The organism is Sphingomonas endolithica (assembly GCF_025231525.1).
Taxonomy (GTDB): Bacteria; Pseudomonadota; Alphaproteobacteria; order Sphingomonadales; family Sphingomonadaceae; genus Sphingomonas; species Sphingomonas endolithica.
The window spans coordinates 4,001,821-4,018,193 of record NZ_CP103057.1; the positions used below are offsets into that span (position 1 = coordinate 4,001,821).

Annotated in this window: 18 protein-coding genes and 2 tRNA genes; 8 read left to right on the forward strand and 12 right to left on the reverse strand. The window is 64.0% G+C overall.

Annotated elements, in window-relative coordinates:
- Positions 1 to 36: 36 nt before the first annotated feature.
- Entirely contained in the window at positions 37 to 309 is a 273-nt protein-coding gene (gene rpmA, locus NV382_RS19070) for a 50S ribosomal protein L27 (protein ID WP_260598417.1), read from the reverse strand.
- Between the two features lie 13 nt (positions 310 to 322).
- Positions 323 to 688 carry a 50S ribosomal protein L21 gene (gene rplU, locus NV382_RS19075; RefSeq protein ID WP_260598418.1) on the reverse strand — a complete coding sequence of 122 codons (366 nt, stop codon included), beginning with the start codon at positions 686 to 688 and terminating at the stop codon, positions 323 to 325.
- A 640-nt stretch (positions 689 to 1,328) separates the two neighbouring features.
- On the opposite strand from rplU, the gene NV382_RS19080 reads away from it, so the two are divergent.
- The 3 genes from NV382_RS19080 to NV382_RS19090 are packed head-to-tail and all read left to right on the forward strand — an operon-like array spanning position 1,329 to position 3,528.
- A complete protein-coding gene (locus NV382_RS19080) occupies positions 1,329 to 1,619 on the forward strand; it encodes a TonB-dependent receptor plug domain-containing protein (protein ID WP_260598419.1) in 291 nt (96 codons plus the stop codon).
- A gap of 46 nt (positions 1,620 to 1,665) precedes the next feature.
- A complete protein-coding gene (locus NV382_RS19085; protein WP_260600487.1) occupies positions 1,666 to 3,318 on the forward strand; it encodes a TonB-dependent receptor plug domain-containing protein in 1,653 nt (550 codons plus the stop codon).
- Between the two features lie 24 nt (positions 3,319 to 3,342).
- Positions 3,343 to 3,528: a hypothetical protein gene (locus NV382_RS19090; protein WP_260598420.1), complete on the forward strand. Its 186-nt coding sequence runs from the start codon at positions 3,343 to 3,345 to the stop codon at positions 3,526 to 3,528.
- 429 nt (positions 3,529 to 3,957) lie between these two features.
- On the opposite strand, the gene hspQ is transcribed toward NV382_RS19090, so the two are convergent.
- Positions 3,958 to 4,338, reverse strand: coding sequence for a heat shock protein HspQ (gene hspQ, locus NV382_RS19100; protein ID WP_260598422.1), 381 nt, complete (start codon positions 4,336 to 4,338; stop codon positions 3,958 to 3,960).
- A gap of 149 nt (positions 4,339 to 4,487) precedes the next feature.
- On the opposite strand from hspQ, the gene NV382_RS19105 reads away from it, so the two are divergent.
- Both NV382_RS19105 and NV382_RS19110 read left to right on the forward strand, forming a co-directional pair.
- A tRNA-Ser gene (locus NV382_RS19105) sits at positions 4,488 to 4,577 on the forward strand.
- Between the two features lie 37 nt (positions 4,578 to 4,614).
- Complete coding sequence (locus NV382_RS19110; protein WP_260598423.1) at positions 4,615 to 4,944, forward strand: DUF6481 family protein; 330 nt, start codon at positions 4,615 to 4,617, stop codon at positions 4,942 to 4,944.
- 96 nt (positions 4,945 to 5,040) lie between these two features.
- On the opposite strand, the gene NV382_RS19115 is transcribed toward NV382_RS19110, so the two are convergent.
- Together NV382_RS19115 and NV382_RS19120 are read right to left on the reverse strand one after the other, a co-directional pair.
- Positions 5,041 to 7,095 (reverse strand): NAD(+) synthase, encoded by a 2,055-nt coding sequence (locus tag NV382_RS19115; RefSeq protein ID WP_260598425.1) that lies wholly within the window; start codon positions 7,093 to 7,095, stop codon positions 5,041 to 5,043.
- 56 nt (positions 7,096 to 7,151) lie between these two features.
- Positions 7,152 to 8,462 (reverse strand): M20/M25/M40 family metallo-hydrolase, encoded by a 1,311-nt coding sequence (locus NV382_RS19120; RefSeq protein WP_260598426.1) that lies wholly within the window; start codon positions 8,460 to 8,462, stop codon positions 7,152 to 7,154.
- 258 nt (positions 8,463 to 8,720) lie between these two features.
- Between NV382_RS19120 and NV382_RS19125 the strand changes: the two genes are divergently transcribed.
- Positions 8,721 to 9,824: an acyltransferase family protein gene (locus NV382_RS19125; protein ID WP_260598428.1), complete on the forward strand. Its 1,104-nt coding sequence runs from the start codon at positions 8,721 to 8,723 to the stop codon at positions 9,822 to 9,824.
- Between the two features lie 71 nt (positions 9,825 to 9,895).
- On the opposite strand, the gene NV382_RS19130 is transcribed toward NV382_RS19125, so the two are convergent.
- Positions 9,896 to 9,972: transfer RNA gene (locus NV382_RS19130), tRNA-Arg, on the reverse strand.
- A 58-nt stretch (positions 9,973 to 10,030) separates the two neighbouring features.
- On the opposite strand from NV382_RS19130, the gene NV382_RS19135 reads away from it, so the two are divergent.
- Complete coding sequence (locus NV382_RS19135; RefSeq protein ID WP_260598430.1) at positions 10,031 to 10,780, forward strand: queuosine precursor transporter; 750 nt, start codon at positions 10,031 to 10,033, stop codon at positions 10,778 to 10,780.
- Positions 10,781 to 10,927: 147 nt separating this feature from the next.
- Here NV382_RS19135 and purQ read toward each other — a convergent pair whose 3' ends face one another.
- Positions 10,928 to 11,593, reverse strand: coding sequence for a phosphoribosylformylglycinamidine synthase subunit PurQ (purQ, locus tag NV382_RS19140; protein WP_260598431.1), 666 nt, complete (start codon positions 11,591 to 11,593; stop codon positions 10,928 to 10,930).
- The gene (gene purS, locus NV382_RS19145; protein WP_260598432.1) at positions 11,590 to 11,820 is read right to left on the reverse strand and encodes a phosphoribosylformylglycinamidine synthase subunit PurS; all 231 of its coding nucleotides are present in this window, start codon (positions 11,818 to 11,820) and stop codon (positions 11,590 to 11,592) included. Before purS ends, purQ begins: the two co-directional genes overlap by 4 nt.
- Positions 11,821 to 11,966: 146 nt before the next feature.
- Between purS and NV382_RS19150 the strand changes: the two genes are divergently transcribed.
- Positions 11,967 to 13,145: a zinc-dependent alcohol dehydrogenase gene (locus tag NV382_RS19150; protein WP_260598434.1), complete on the forward strand. Its 1,179-nt coding sequence runs from the start codon at positions 11,967 to 11,969 to the stop codon at positions 13,143 to 13,145.
- Between the two features lie 53 nt (positions 13,146 to 13,198).
- Here the strand turns inward: NV382_RS19150 and purC are convergent, their stop codons facing one another.
- The 4 genes from purC to NV382_RS19170 all read right to left on the reverse strand — a co-directional run bounded on the left by purC (position 13,199) and on the right by NV382_RS19170 (position 16,373).
- Entirely contained in the window at positions 13,199 to 13,978 is a 780-nt protein-coding gene (gene purC, locus NV382_RS19155) for a phosphoribosylaminoimidazolesuccinocarboxamide synthase (protein ID WP_260598436.1), read from the reverse strand.
- A gap of 98 nt (positions 13,979 to 14,076) precedes the next feature.
- Entirely contained in the window at positions 14,077 to 14,988 is a 912-nt protein-coding gene (locus NV382_RS19160) for a hypothetical protein (protein ID WP_260598438.1), read from the reverse strand.
- Between the two features lie 282 nt (positions 14,989 to 15,270).
- Positions 15,271 to 16,173, reverse strand: coding sequence for an alpha/beta hydrolase (locus NV382_RS19165; protein WP_260598440.1), 903 nt, complete (start codon positions 16,171 to 16,173; stop codon positions 15,271 to 15,273).
- Positions 16,174 to 16,205: 32 nt separating this feature from the next.
- Positions 16,206 to 16,373: a hypothetical protein gene (locus NV382_RS19170; RefSeq protein ID WP_260598442.1), complete on the reverse strand. Its 168-nt coding sequence runs from the start codon at positions 16,371 to 16,373 to the stop codon at positions 16,206 to 16,208.

Below are 16,373 nucleotides of genomic sequence, written 5' to 3' on the forward strand. Positions count from 1 at the left end.
GTCACCCTGGTGGGCAACCCGGCTGGTTACCCGATGTTACTCGGCAGCAATCGCCACCGGCATCTCGACCGAACAGAATTTGCGGCCAAGCTTGCCTTGCTTGAACGTGACGCGACCTTCGGTCAGCGCGAACAAGGTGTGATCGGTGCCCATGCCGACATTGGTGCCGGGATAGAATTTGGTGCCGCGCTGACGCACGAGGATGTTGCCCGGGACGACCGATTCGCCGCCGAACTTCTTCACGCCAAGGCGACGACCTGCCGAATCGCGACCGTTGCGCGAAGAGCCGCCTGCTTTCTTATGTGCCATCTGGGATTACTCCTTACGCCTGGGCGGCCGGCGCTTCTGCGCCCGCATCACGGTTGTTCTTAGGCTGATCGTCGGCCTTGTGGTCGCCGATCGCAGTGATCTTCAGGATCGTGTGCTGCTGGCGATGGCCGTTCTTGCGGCGATAGTTATGCCGGCGCTTCTTCTTGAAGACGATGATCTTGTCGGCTTTCGCCTGGGCGATGATCTCGGCAGAGACGGTCAGCCCCTCGAGCGACTTCAACTCGGAACCTTCGCCCGCGAGCAGGATGTCGCTGAACGAGATTGACGAACCTGCTTCACCATCGAGTTTCTCGACGACGATCTTGTCTCCGGCGGCGACGCGATATTGCTTGCCGCCCGTGCGCACGACTGCGAACATGGCCTTACATCACTTTCAAAATAACTATGCCCCACGCCAGGCAGGCCCGGCGCGGGAAAGAAGCGTCAGCTAAGGGAGGCAGGCGCGCCTGTCAACCGTTTCGCGCCCTCCCAGTGGCAGTCGATCGTTGCCAATCTACCATAGTGCCGCGCGAAAGTGGCCGCCTCGTACCTTTTTCGGCTCTCCCGCAAAACATCATGTTGCATTGCCATGATGATTGTGGCGTCATCCGCATCGTGGATCGAGAACAGCAGGCCGCCCGCAAGGAACGTCTGCGGTCTCGATTACGAAGAGGCTATAAGGAGCAAAGATCAGATCGATCCCGATGTGCAAAGCGCACGGGAAAAAGCGAGCGCTATTCTTACTCTCACGAATAAATCGAGGTGTCGCGACACGGATGATCGTGCGCGTGCCTCGGTGTGAGGACGTGAGTATGCGTCCGTTCGCAGATGCAGGTGGAGCAAAGCTTCCGCGTGAGCGGCTGTCCTTGGGCAGTCGGCGCGCGGCCGTAACAGAACCGTTGGGAGCGGATCCGGAAAGCTTTTCTCATTGGGGGTGCTCAACCATGCATAGTTCATCGATCTCTCTACTTGCGCTTGCGGTTGCCAGTCTGACTGCCGCGCCGGCCGTTGCCCAAACAATGCCGATCGACTCCGTTGCCGCCACGCAGGACAGGGCGGTACCGGAAAGCTTCGCCACGCCGGAGGAAGACAATAGCGAAGTCGTTGTCATCGGCACCCGCCGTACGGATCGCACGCTGACCAATTCCCCATCGCCGGTCGACGTGATCAGTTCCGCCGAACTCACCTCGCAGCCCGCCGCCAACATGCTGGATGCGCTCAAGAACATCGTGCCGTCTTTCTATGTCGGCCAGAATTCGATCTCCGATGCATCCACCTTCGTCCGCTCGCCCTCGCTGCGCGGCTTGTAGGCCCGACATCTCGGCGATCCCCGCGCTGGCGATCGGCAGCTTGCAGGTGCTTCGCGAGGGCGCAACCGCGCAATATGGCTCCGACGCGATTGCGGGTGTGCTGAATTACGGTCTGCGCGACGATCAGGGGATTGAGTTGGTCGGGCGGGCCGGCCAATATTATGACGGCGACGGTGAAAGCTACCAGATCGCCGGCAATGCCGGCCTGAAGAGCGATTTCGGCTTCATCAACGTGACCGGCGAATGTTACGACGAAAAGCAGACCAGCCGTGGCGTGACTCGCCCGTCGGCGGCAAATTTCGCCGCCAGTTTCCCGGCGCTCGCCCCGCAACTGCCCAATTATCCGCTGCCGGTGCAGATCTGGGGCAGTTCGCCGTCGCATGGCTACAAGGCGGTGGTGAATTCGGCGATCAACGTGACCGAGGACAGCAAGATCTACTTCTTTGGCAATTATGCCAAGAACAAGGGCAATCAGAGCTTCAACTATCGCGCACCGGTGTCCAGCACGGCAGTCGATTCGAACGGCGTGGTGCGTAATCAGGGAGCCAACGGCGCCTTCAACAACACCTTCTTCCTGACGCCATGCCCGGCCGGCAATGCCACCTGCCCGGCGGGTGGGTTCGTACGAGACGGCAACACGTTCCGCTTCGCTCAACTCTACCCTGCCGGCTTCACGCCACGCTTCGTCGGCGAGACTGAGGAAAGGTACGGGGTGCTGGGCTACAAGGGCACGGCAGGGAAGTTCAGCTACGACGTCTCGGGCACGTTGGCGCGCAACAAGCTGTCGCTGTCGATGTATAGCTCGGCCAACTTCTCGTACGGCCCGGCGACGCAGACCAGCTTCGAATTCGGCGACCTGATCCAGAAGGAGATGAACTTCAACGCCGACTTCACCTATGCGGCAGACATTGATTTTGCAGCACCCTTGACCATCTCGGCTGGTGCTGAATATCGCAAGGAAACATACGAGCAGACCGCGGGCGACCCGCAATCCTATGGCGCCGAGCCGTACGCCGTGGCGCAACAGCTCTACGACCAGACCGCGCCGGGCGTGTATATCTTGTCGGGCGCGACGGCGGCGCAGGGGGTGGGCGCCAGCGGCTATGCCGGCACCAGCCCGGCGACCGCAGGCAAGTTCAGCCAGAAGAATTATGGCGCTTATGTCGGCCTGGAAACGGACATCACCGATGCCTTCACCGTCGGCGCGGCCGGCCGCTACGAGCATTACAATACGTTTGGCGATGCTTGGGTCGGCAAGGTCAATGCGCTTTACAAGATTGCCGATGCGTTATCGATCCGCGGCAGCTTCGGCACCGGCTTCCATGCGCCGTCGCCAGGCCAATCGAACGTCTCGATCGTGACGACATCGTTCAACAATGGCGTGGCGTTCCAAAGCGGCACCTATCCGACCAACAACCCGGTCGCGCAATATTATGGTGCAACCAACCTGACGCCGGAGAAATCGACCAATTACGGGCTGGGCTTCATTCTCGAGCCGCTCAGCGCCATGACGATCACGGTCGATGGCTATCAGATCGATCTGCGCAACCGGATCGGCCTGACGTCGCCCTTCATCGTCACGGCGGCGGATCTGGCCGCCCAGCCGTCGCTGTTGCCGGTGGGTGTGGACGGCCAGGTGCAGTATTTCACCAATGGTTTCAAGACGCGGACGCGCGGTGTCGACGTGGTCGCCACGTAGCGTGCCACGGTCCAGGATGCGGTGTTGAACTTTTCGCTCGCGTATAACTACAACAAGACGGATGTCAGGTCGTTCAACCTTCGTGTCATCGGCTTGCCGCAGTTGATCGATGCCGAAAACCTGGCACCGAGACATCGCGCGGTGTTCAACGCCGGCTGGACGCTTGGTGATCTCAGCTTCAATGTGCGCGAGAATTACTACAGCTCGTAGACCAGTGCGCAAGATTATGGCGTCACGACGACCAAGGCGCTCGATCTAGTAGCTGGAACGCCGGCTGAAGGCTATGCCAACCAGAGGTTCGGAAGCAAGTTCACTACCGATCTCGAACTGAGCTACACCTTCGCCAAGCACTTCACGCTGGCAGTCGGCGCGCAGAACTTTACCGACGAACGGCCGGACCGGCTGGCCCCGACGCCTACGGTGCAGATCTACCCGATCACCGGAGGCACATCGGATGGCCAGGTTTATGCTCGGAACGGCGGGCCATTCGGCTTCAACGGCGGCTTCTACTACACACGCCTGCGCGTGAAGTTCTGAAGGCTAGTGCCGCGAAGCCCCGGGGCTTCGCGGCAGACACCGCCAAGAAACAGCCGGCCGACTTAAACTTCGGCCGGCTGGTTCAATCAACCTAAGAGAGGCTTAGTGGCGGTGCTCGCGGCGCAGGGTGTAGCGGCCGTCGGCATAATCGGTGAACAGCCCGCTGATGGCCGGATGGTCGACCGGCTCGTCCGTTTCGTCGGGGATCAGGTTTTGCTGGCTGACATAGGCGATGTAGGTCGATTCCATGTTCTCGGCGAGCAGGTGGTAGAATGGCTGGTCCTTGCGCGGGCGCAGGTCGAGCGGGATCGCGTCGTACCATTCCTCGGTATTGGCGAAGATCGGATCGACGTCGAAGATAACGCCGCGGAAATCGAACATGCGGTGGCGCACCACCTCGCCAATGCCGAAGCGGGCATGGGCGACCGGGGGCAAGGCGGTTTGCGTATCGGCTGGGATCATCGGGATATGGGAACGGGACATGACGGCAATCTAATCACTGTTTCGGCGCGCACAAGCACGGATAGGGGCTAGTGCGGCTTGTCAGCCCCGAAAGCTTGCGTTAGAGGCCCGCGTTCATCGACCGGTGTCGCTCCTGGAACACACGTTCCGGCGGCATCAGAAGACCTCGCGGAGAGGTGGCAGAGTGGTCGAATGTACCGCACTCGAAATGCGGCGTGGGTGCAAGCTCACCGTGGGTTCGAATCCCACCCTCTCCGCCACATAATTGACTAGAAGTGCCCGAAAGGCCGAACACGAATGGCGTACAAGGAACCGACCTTCCAGGATCGCGCGGCACTCGCCGCCCAGGCCAAGCAAAAGGCACTGGAGAAACTGAAGGCCAAGCCGCAGGTCGACCCGGCCGTCGCCGCGGCCCGCGCCGCTGCTCGCCAGGCGCGCGAAGAAAAAGAGGCGCAGCGCCGCGCCGACAAGGCCGCCGCGATCGAACAGGCTCGGCTCGACAAGATCGCCAAGGCCGAGGCAGAGCTCGCCGCGATCGAAGCCGAGAAGCAGCGCCTGATCGATGCCGATATCGCTGCCAAGGCCGCGCGCGATGCGCGCTATGCGGCACGCAAGGCCAAGCGGTAACATCTGACGTCACCCCGGCCTTGTTCCGGGGCCTAATCTGCCGCTTATTTTGCGGCGCGGTGGACCCCGGAACAAGTCCGGGGTGACAGGTTGGATTTACGGCACGTTCCGCGCCAGCTCTTCCAGAAACACCGCGGCCGTGCCATCCGACGGCGCCCGCCAGTCCCCTCGCGGGCTGAGCGATCCGCCTGCCGACACCTTCGGCCCGTTGGGCAGCGCCGAACGCTTGAACTGGCTGGTGACGAAGAATCGCACCAGGAACTTCTCCATCCACCCCTTGATCGTCGCCAGATCATAAGCCTTGCGCGCCTCGGCCGGGAAATCCTCCGGCCAGCGCCCCGCCTCCGCATCCCGCCACGCATGCCACGCTAAAAACGCGATCTTCGACGGCGCCAGGCCGTGGCGGATCGTATAGTGCAGGAAGAAGTCGTTCAGCGCGTACGGCCCGATCCGCGCCTCGGTGCTCTGGATCGCGCCGTCGGCACCGGCCGGCACCAGTTCGGGTGAAATCTCGGTGCCGAGAATCGCTTCGAGCACGCGATCGGTGTCGCGGTCGAACTGGTCGGTCTTGACGCACCAGCGGATCAGGAACTGGATCAGCGTCTTGGGCACGCCGGCATTGACCGCGTAATGGCTCATCTGGTCGCCGACGCCATAGGTGCACCAGCCTAGCCCCAGTTCGGAGAGGTCGCCGGTGCCGACCACCAGCCCGTCGCGCTGGTTGGCCAGGCGGAACAGATAATCGGTGCGCAAGCCTGCCTGCACGTTCTCGAACGTCACGTCGTACACCGGCTCGCCGCCGGCAAACGGATGCGCCATGTCGCCCAGCATCTGACGCGCGGCGGGACGGATATCGATTTCCTCGCCAGTGATGCCGAGTGCGCGCATCAGCGTCCAGGCATTGGCCTTGGTATCCTCGCCGGTCGCAAAGCCCGGCATGGTGAAGCCGAGGATGTGATCGCGCGGCCGCCCCAAACGGTCCATCACCTTCGCTGCGACGATCAGCGCGTGGGTCGAATCGAGCCCACCCGATACACCGATCACCAGCCGCTCGGCGCGCGCCGCGGTGAAGCGCTTCAGCAGCCCCTCGACCTGGATGTTGAACGCCTCGTAGCAATCGGCATCCAGCTTCTCGGGCGTGTTGGGCACGAACGGGTAGCGTCGGATCGCGCGCAGCAATCCGGTATCGGCATAGTTCGGCTGGTGCTCGAACGACACGCGCCGGAATGCCGTTTCCGGGTCACCCGCCAGCCGCGCGGCATCGTTGAACGTGCCGTTACGCATCCGCTCCTGCGCGATCCGCTCGGCGTCGACGTCGGCCAGCAGCAATTCGGGATCGCTGCCGAAGCGCTGCGATTCGGCGATCAACTCGCCCAGTTCGTGGACCGTGCCCTGGCCGTCCCAGGCGAGATCGGTGGTGCTCTCCCCCGGTCCCGCAGCGGCATAGACATACGCGCAGATCGCCCGCGCGCTTTGCGACGCCGACAGCATCATCCGCTCGCGCGACTTGCCGATCGTGACGTTGGAGGCGGACAGGTTGCAGCAGATCAGCGCGCCGGCGAGCGCGCCGGCGGTCGAGGGCGGGGTGGGGGCCCAATAATCCTCGCAGATTTCGGCATGGAAGATGAAAGGCTCCAGGTCGCTGGCCGCAAAGATCAGATCGGTGCCGAACGGCACGGTTTGCCCGGCGACCTTGATGTGGCACGCGCCGGTGATCCCGGCACCGCTGGCGAACCAGCGCTTCTCATAATATTCGCGGTAATTGGGCAGGAAGGTCTTCGGCACGACGCCCAGGATGCGCCCGCGCGCCACCACCACGCAGCAATTGTACAGCCTACCGTTGCGCGGGATGGCGGCGCCCAGCAGCAGCACGGGGCGCAGATCCACGCTCGCCGCCACCACGGCGGCGATCGCCGCCTCGCTCGCTTGTTGCTGCGCGGTCTGCAGGTGCAGATCGTCGATCGCATACGAGGTGAGGTTGAGCTCGGGATAGACGAGCAGGTCCGCGCCCTTGTCATGTCCTTCGCGCGCCAGTGCGATCGCCGCCTCGGCATTGGCCGCGGCATCGCCGACGGTCGCGCGCGGCGTGCAGGCACCGACACGGATCAGCCCGTGGCTGTGGATCGAGTGGAATCTATGCATCTCGGTCATGCCGGTCGATGTAGCGCTCCGGCGGGCACGCCGCAAACGCCATACACTGCGGTACGTTAGCGCGCGCTGCTCAGCCGCGTCATCAGGATCGCCGCGCGCTTTGCCTGGCGCTTGATGCTGTCCAGATCGACCGTCTCGCCCGGCGCATGATCACCATGGCTCGCCGTGCCGAGCCCAACCAGCCCGTCCACATCGTCGCTGACGAACGATATGTCACCAGCACCGCGCTTCAACGGATCGAGCGCCGCCATCGTCGGCAGTCCAAGATCGGCGTTCACGCCGTTCAGCGCGTCCAGCAGCGCCTTGTTGCCCGGCGTCGGCGCCATCGCCGGATAGGCGCCATCGTCGAACGTCAGCGTGGCGCCCGTCCCCGGCGCATGCTGGGCGACGATCGCCAGCATCTTCGCCTTCACGCGGGCGGTCTGCTCGGGGCTGAGCGTCCGGAAATCGCCGCGTGCGATCGCCGTCGAGGGTATGATGTTGCCCTTGCCCGCTGCGCTCGCGCGCACGCGGTCAGCATCCAGCGCCGCGCTCGATCCGCCGGCGACCAGCCCAGTGTTGAACGTCAGGTTGGGCTCGGGCAGCGTCGTTCGGAACGCCGCCAGCACCCGCGCCAGTTCGTTGATCGCCCCGTCGCCATAATCGGGCGTGAAGATCAGCGAGGAATGGCCGGTCTTGCCCGTCGTGGTCAGCGTCCAGCCGTTGGACGATCGCCGCGCGATCGACCCCATGTCGCGGCCGTCCTCGACCACCAAACCCTCGAAATCCAGCGCCACGTCGGCCACCTTGCCCATCGCCACCAGGTCGGTGCGCGAGGCAGTGCGCGGGTCGCCGGCATCTTCCTCATCGCCCGACAGCATGATCGAGATGTCGGCGTCCTTCAGCGTGCCCGCGGCCTGCATTGCGCGCAGTGCGGCCAGCATCACCACCATGCCGCCTTTGTCGTCGCCCGCACCCGGGCCTTCTGCCACCTCACCCCGCCGCACGAACTTCTGGAACGGCGAATCCTGTTCGAACACCGTGTCGAGATGCCCGATCAGCAGCAGCTTCTTCGCCCCCGGCCGGCCGCGCTTCACCGCGATCAGATGCCCGGCGCGCTTCACCGCGTCTTGCGGCCTCCAGGTCACGGTAAAGCCCAACGGCTCGAGCTCGGCACGCATCATCCGCCCGACCGCGGTGACGCCGGGAAGGTTCATGGTGCCCGAATTCTGGTCGACCAGCTTCTGCAGCAACGCGACCGAGCGCTCATATTCGGCATCCACGGTCGCGCTCATGCGGGTCTCGGCGGGAGTGAGTTTCGCCTGCGCAGGAACAGCGGCGGCCAATAGTGCGGCGATGGCCTCGGCACGGATGGACAGGGTTGGCATCGAATACTCCTGGTCGTCGGAGATCGTAGTTTGCACGCTCGCCCTGCCGATGTCTTTAGCTGGGACAGACGGCGCCCAGTGTCATTCCGAATTTTAGCAGAGGCCTTCAGCGCAACCGTACGCTGCCAGTGCTGCGCGGAGGGTCTCACCGATGTGAGCCGGACCTTGAGTCACATCATACGAGCGTCGCGAGGATGTAGACGGAAGTATTCCAGTTAGTCATCATGTATGCGTATGGTGCACTTGGGGAGTGGAGCATTGGCGTCGTCGGCGGAATCGAAACAGACTTTCGACGTTCTGAACGGTTTGCGCGGCATTGCCGCCATCGCGGTCGTTGCGATGCACCTTTCATTCTACCTCGACACGCTGCACCCGGCCAACGTCGCCCCAGCCGTAGACTTCTTCTTCGTCCTGAGCGGCTTTGTGATTTCCTACGCTTATGAGCGCAAAATCACGGGCGGCGGAAGCTTCGGTTGGTTCGTCACGGCACGGCTGATCCGGCTTTATCCGCTTTATCTGATCGGTCTTGCAATGGGCGCGGCCGCCATGTGGACGTACCAACGTCCGCCAGATCATGCGGGATTTTACGGACACCTTGCGCTGAACCTGCTGATGCTGCCGTCGCCGACGGAATTTGACCCCACGAACCATGACCTGTTCCCGATCAATTTCCCGTACTGGTCGCTCTTCTTCGAACTCGTCGCCAATCTCGTCTATGCGGCGCTGGCACCACGTTTGAGCAACAGGCTTCTCATGGGCATCATCCTTCTCGGGTTCGTAGGGCTGGTCGCGAGCGGACTGGTCGTCGGGTCGCTCGATAACGGCACGCTGCGCGCCACTTTCGTCGGCGGGTTGGCGCGTGTGGTATTCTCGTTCTTCGCGGGTGTTGGCCTTTACCGCCTCTGGCTGGTCCGGCCGACGCGCTTGTCGCTGCATCCCGCGCTGTTGTTCGCGCTGCTGATCCTGCCCTTGCTGTTCAAGCCGGCCCCCCCGACCGGCTGGCTGTACGAACTGGCGGTCATCGTCCTGTTCATGCCATGGATTGTCTGGCTCGGTGCCGGCTCACGACCGACCGGCCACTGGCTTTCGGTCTCGGTCGCGCTCGGGGCGCTTTCCTACCCCGTCTACGTCATTCATGCACCGGTCTGGACCGCAATACGCGCCTTCAACGGCTGGCGGGGCAACACCTTCCTGCACGACCATGCGCCGTGGAGCGGTATCATACTGGTTGCAATCCTGTGCGCCTTCGCCTGGATGCTGGACAAGTATGTGGATTATCCGGTGCGTCTTCGACTTTCGAAAGCGCTGTTGCACCGTCGGACGAGTGCCGCCGATCCCGGGGTTCACGGCCACATCACTTAACGCGCCAAGTCGGAAGCGGCCATCGGGTGGACCAAGGCGCCGATCGGCCGCGAAGGTGTGGCCGCAAAAATTGGCGCGCCCGGAGGGAGTCGAACCCCCGACCGAGGAGGTAGAAGCTCCTTGCTCTATCCAACTGAGCTACGGGCGCGCACGCCTCCAAATAGCGCGGATTGCGCGGCGGCGAAACCGGCTTCATACAGGCTCGCATGAGCGGGAACGAGATCGATCAGCGCAGGCCGCCGCCGCTCGCCGCCGATGCGCCTGGCCATTTGCGCTACTTCGACTTCGTCATGGCCGCGTTCGTCGCGATCATCCTGCTTTCCAACGTGCTCGGCGCGGGCAAGGTCGCGGTGGTCGATCTGCCGGGGATCGGCAGCTGGCCGTTCGGCGCGGGCATCCTGTTCTTTCCGATCTCTTACGTCATCGGCGACGTGCTGACCGAGGTATATGGGTATGCGCGCGCCCGGCGCGTGATCTGGGCCGGGTTCGTCGCGGTCGCGTTCATGGCGTTCATGTCCTGGGTCGTCGTCGCGTTGCCGCCGGCGCCGAGCTGGGGCAACCAGGCGGCATACGAAACCGTGTTCGGCCAGGTGCCGCGCATCGTGCTAGCGTCGATGATCGCCTTCTGGGCGGGCGAGTTCGTCAATTCCTACGTGCTCGCGCGGATGAAATTGTGGAGCAATGGACAGCATCTGTGGATGCGCACGATCGGCTCGACCATCGCCGGGCAGGGGATGGACAGCCTGATCTTCTATCCGCTCGCCTTCTTGGGCGCGGCGGGGTGGACGACGGACCTCGTGCTCACCGTGCTCGTCACGCAATGGGTGCTGAAGGTCGGCTGGGAAGTGCTGCTGACGCCGGTCACCTATGCGGTGGTCGGCTTCCTCAAGCGCCGTGAAGGCATCGACGTGTTCGACCGCGACACGGATTTCACGCCGTTCAAGACGCGTCTTTAAACTGCTGCGCGCCGGCGCAGGCCGGGGTCCAGTCGTAACGGAGCGCAGCGCCAGCCACGCTGCGTTTTCGCTCCTGGGCCCCGGCCTTCGCCGGGGAGCGGCTCATGCCGAGACTGGCCGCCCATCAGTCGCGGAGGCGACTGCCTCTTATGCCACCGCCGCCAGCAACCCCTCGAACAACCGCCGGCCATCGTTGCCGCCATGCGCCTTCTCAATGCGCCGTTCGGGGTGCGGCATCATGCCGAGCACATTGCCGGCGGCATTCAGCACGCCGGCAATGCCGCGCGCCGAGCCATTGACGCTTTCGCCATAACGGAACGCGACGCGGCCTTCGCCTTCCAGCCGATCGAGTGTCTCGTCATCGGCGAAGAAATTGCCGTCGTGATGCGCGACGGGCACGGAGATCGTCTCGCCGGCATCGTAGCCGCCGGTGAACAGCGACTGCGTGTTGTCGACCACCAGCGACACATCGCGGCAGACGAAGTCGATCCCCGCATTGCGCATCAGCGCACCCGGCAGCAGCCCCGCCTCGGTCAGCACCTGGAAGCCGTTGCACACGCCCAGCACCGGCATGCCGCGTGCTGCCGCGTCAGTTACCGCGCGCATGATCGGCGATCGCGCCGCCATCGCGCCCGATCGCAGGTAATCGCCGTAGGAAAAGCCGCCCGGCACCGCGACCAGGTCCAGTCCCTCCGGCAATTCGCTGTCGCCGTGCCACACCATATCCGGCGCGACCCCGCCGACTTCGCGGATCGCCACCGCGAGGTCGCGGTCGCAATTCGATCCGGGAAAGACGATCACCGCCGCCTTCATGCGCGTTCTACCCGGTAATTCTCGATCACCGTGTTGGCGAGCAGCTTGCGGCACATCTCGTCGATCGCGGTGTCGCCGGTATCGTCGGCAACGTCCATCTCGATCAGCTTGCCGGCGCGCACGTCGTTGACGCCGGCAAAGCCAAGGCCGTCGAGCGCCTTGTGGATCGCCTTGCCCTGCGGGTCGAGGACGCCGTTCTTCAGCGTGACGACAATTCGGAGTTTCATGTTCTACGTCCGGTTTGTGGCGATGGCGCCGCTATGCCGGGCGGGCGCCGCGCCCGCAAGCACCTCGCGGCCAATGTGCGTGCCGACGGAACGATCGGTGTCACCACCTGTTCGGCCAATACACCCCCCGACCACGGAGAATCATCATGCGCGCCCTAGTCTGGCACGGTAAAGGCGACGTTCGCGTCGACACTGTCGCCGATCCCGAGATCAAACATCCCCGCGACGCCATCATCAAGGTGACGGCATGCGCGATCTGCGGCTCCGATCTCCATCTGCTCGACGGCTATCAGCCGACGATGGAAGCCGGCGACATCCTGGGCCATGAAAACATGGGCGAGGTCGTCGCGGTCGGTTCGGAAGTGACCAACCTGAAGATCGGCGATCGCGTCGTCGTGCCGTTCACGATCAGCTGCGGCGACTGCTTCTTCTGCCAGAAGGGCCTGTTCTCGGCCTGCGAGCGCACCAACCCCAATGCCGATATTGCGATCAAGGCGATGGGCCATTCGCCCGCCGGCCTGTTCGGCTTCAGCCATATGCTCGGCGGTTATTGCGGCGGCCAGGCGGAATATCTGCGCGTGCCGATGGCCGATTTCGGACCGATCAAGATCCCCGACAACGTCACCGACGATCAGGCGCTGTTCCTGTCCGACATTTTTCCGACCGGTTACATGGCGGCCGAGAATGCGCAGATCGAGCCGGGCGACACTGTCGCGATCTGGGGTTGTGGCCCGGTTGGCCAGTTCGCCATCCGCTCGGCATTGATGCTGGGCGCCGGGCGCGTGATCGCCATCGACGAGCTGCCCGAGCGGCTGGCGATGGCCGAAGCTGGTGGTGCCGAGACGATCAACTTTGCCGAAGTCGACAGCGTGTATGACGAGCTGCAATTCCGCACCAAGGGCCGCGGCCCCGACAGCTGCATCGACGCGGTCGGCTGCGAAGCTTCGGCGCACGGCGCTGCCGATGCGGTGCTCGACAAGGTGAAGGCGGCTACGTTCCTGGCGACCGATCGCGTGCACGTGCTGCGCGAGGCGATCATGAGCTGCCGCATGGGTGGCACAGTCTCGATCCCGGGCGTCTATGTCGGGATGGGCGACAAGATCCCGATCGGCGCTATGATGAACAAGGGGCTGACGATCAAGACCGGCCAGACCCACGTCCAGGCCTATACCAAGCCGCTGCTGGCGCGGATCGAGGCGGGCGACATCGACCCGAGCTTCGTCATCACGCATCCCGCGAGCCTCGAAGACGCACCGAAAATGTACAAGAAGTTCCGCGACAAGGAAGACGGCGTCATCAAGGTCGTGATGCGCCCGCACGGCTGATCAGCCGCTGACCGCGAGCCCGCCCTGTATCATCCCAGGGCGGGCAAGCGGGCTTATTTTTCTTTGCTCTTGCGGTGCTTTTCCATGTCGAGCACCGCGCCATCGGCCCCCTCGGGCAGCAGCCCCAGGCGCCGCGCGACTTCCTGATACGCTTCCACTTCGCCGCCGAGATCGCGGCGGAAGCGGTCCTTGTCGAGCTTTTCGTTGGTTTCCATGTCCCACAGCCGGCACCCGTCCGGGCTGATCTCGTCGGCCAGGATCACGCGGGCATAGTCATTGTCCCACAACCGGCCGAACTCCAGCTTGAAGTCCACCAGCCGGATCCCGACGGCGGCGAACATGCCGCTCAGGAAGTCGTTTACGCGGATCGCCAGGTCGGCGATGTCGTGCATCTCTTCCTGGCTCGCCCAGCCGAACGCGGCGATATGCTCGTCGGTGATCATCGGATCACCGAGTGCGTCGTCCTTGTAGTAATATTCGATGATCGTCCGCGGCAGCTGCGTGCCTTCCTCGATCCCCAGCCGCTTGCTGAGCGATCCCGCGGCGACATTGCGGATCACCACCTCGACCGGAATGATCTCAACCTGACGGATCAATTGTTCACGCATGTTCAGCCGGCGGATGAAATGCGTCGGCACGCCGATCAGCCCGAGCAATGTGAAGACATGCTCGCTGATGCGGTTGTTGAGCACACCCTTACCGCTGATTGTGCCCTTCTTCTGGGCGTTGAACGCGGTCGCATCGTCCTTGAAATACTGGATCAGCGTGCCGGGTTCGGGACCCTCGTACAGGATCTTGGCCTTGCCTTCGTAGATCTGGCGGCGGCGGGCCATATGGCATTACCCTTCGACAAGAGCGCCCCGCACCCACGGGAGTCGCGGGCCGGGGCGGGAATGAGCGCGCCTATATAGAAAGCGCGGCGAAGGCGCAATTAAGCGTCGCTGGCATCGCCGCGCGGCGGGACCATCGTTGCCGCCGGGCGAGGGGAAACCGGCGCCTGGCTCGGGCGGCGCAGGCGTTCGGGCAGCAATGGCCGCAGCCGGCGCCACAGCAGCCACAGCAGCAATGCGGCGAGCGCCGGTGGTCCGAAAATCGCGAGGAAGCCGAGCACGAAGGCGAGCGTCGTCTGTGCCGAGGACAGGAACGTATCGAGCGCGCTGGTGAGCGGCGCGCTGGCATCGAAGCCGCGGATGCCGGCGCCGGATTCGTAATCGAACGTCATCGGCGTGGTCGCGAGGCTGGCGCGCTGTTCGGCGACGCCGGCTGACGCGGTAGCGACGGCGCCGGCCAACTCGGCACGCTGGCGTTGCAATTCGGTGCGCTCGCTGGCGGGCAGATCGCCGCGTGCGAGTTGCTTGTCGATGCGGGCGAGCTCGTCGGCAGCGCGGGCCTTGCCGCTGCTCAGCGTATCGATCTCCGCGCCGGCATCGGTACCGGTGATTTCGGCGTCGATCAGCTTGCCATCGGCTTTCTCGATCGCGGCGATGCCTTCCTTGCCGAAGGCGCGGGCGAGCGTGGGATCGAGCTTGAAGGCGAGCATCGCGCGGATGTCGTTCTCGCCGATCAGTTGATAGCGCATGCCGGTGATGCGACAGCGCGCGACGCCCAGTTTCTCGCACGCGCCGGCGTGCTGTTCCTGCGCGGCGGAAATCCGCTTAGGCGGCAGGCGGAAGGCGTAACGGTAGGTGAAGGCGACGCCGGGGGCGGCGGTGATGTTGATGCCGGGCGCTTCGGCGACATCGCTGGTCTGCATCGTCTCGCTTTGGCGCGATTGCGGCGCTTGGCTGCAGGCGGTGACGGAGACCAAGGTGATCGTTGCCGCAGAAATCAGTCCGATACGCATCGTCCGTCTCCATACCCTATCATTGAGCTAGGGAATGATGACCCGTTCCATAGGAGCGGTCAACCGAGTGTTGCGACCGTACAAAGCAATGATCGGGCTGCCGGGATCAGGCCATCCTCGAACCGTCGCCCCAGACTTGTTCCGGGGTCCGCCACGCGGCTTGCGACAGGCATAGAGTTCAAGGGCAGGGCGTGCGGCACGTTGGACCCCGGATCAAGTTCGGGGTGACGGCTTGGGGTACATCGTGTGCGATCCCCAGTTAAGTAGATACGTCGCTCCGCCTCACCGCAGCGCTGCCCAAATCAGCCGCTTGGCTTCCGCCCAGGCGGCGCTCTCCGGCGCGATCAGCTCGACATGCCCCGTCGCGGGCATGACATGCAGTTCCGCCCGATCCCCGGCCGCGCGTGCGTGCGCGACATAGCCGGTGCCGAGCCGGAGCGGGATGATGCGATCCTCTGCGCCATTGACCAAATCCTGCCCCACCCCGAACGGCAGCAACCGCGGCACGGATGTGTCGCGGTACACGTCGGCCCGCGCCGGCGACGGTGCGCCGACCAGCTTACCGACAACCTCGACTCCACAGCCATTGTCGGGGCTCGCTGCGGTGGCGGCGAGATCGGGCAGGCCGCCCAGGCTAATGACATGCGCGATCTTCAGCGGGTGGGCGACATGCAGCACGCTGTCTTTCGGCAGCCGCCCACGCGCGGCCAGCCACAGCGCGAGGTGTCCGCCGGCCGAGTGCCCCACCGCCACCACACGCCTGGTATCCAGCCGGTACCTTTTGGCATGGGTCAGCAACGCATCCGACGCCTTGGCGACATCGAGAAACGTGCCTGGATAGCCGCCGCCGCTGCGGTCCACGCCGCGATAATCGATGTTCCACACCGCGATACCGGAGCGGCGCAGATCGTTAGCGATCCAGTTCATCAGGCTGCGGTCGGCGATGCTCGTCGTCCAGCAGCCGCCATGCACCATCAGCACGGTCGGAAAACCACGACGTGGCGCGTCGCCTGTAGGCATCCAAACATCGACCTTCTGCAGATGATCGTCGCCATAAGCGATCGTCGCATCGGGCTTCGGCTGCGCGCGCTTCGTCAGATCGGGCCAGGTCAGCAGCGTCGGGGTTTCGGCAACGGCCATGCCGGGGGTCAAGGCGAGTAAAGCGCAAATGGCAAGGCGGATCATGCCGACGGCTTAACGGCGGGCAATGCCGCCGTTCAAGCTCGATTCTGGCGGCGTCGTGGTGGCTGCCGCCACGGCGCGCTGAACTGCCGTGCGCAAAGCCGAGTATAGCCGGCCGCTATCCGCCTGATCAGCTTATGGATGTCGCTGCTCAGCCTGCCATGCTCGGCGGCCCAGTCGGCGCTCAGGAAATCGTCGCGCAT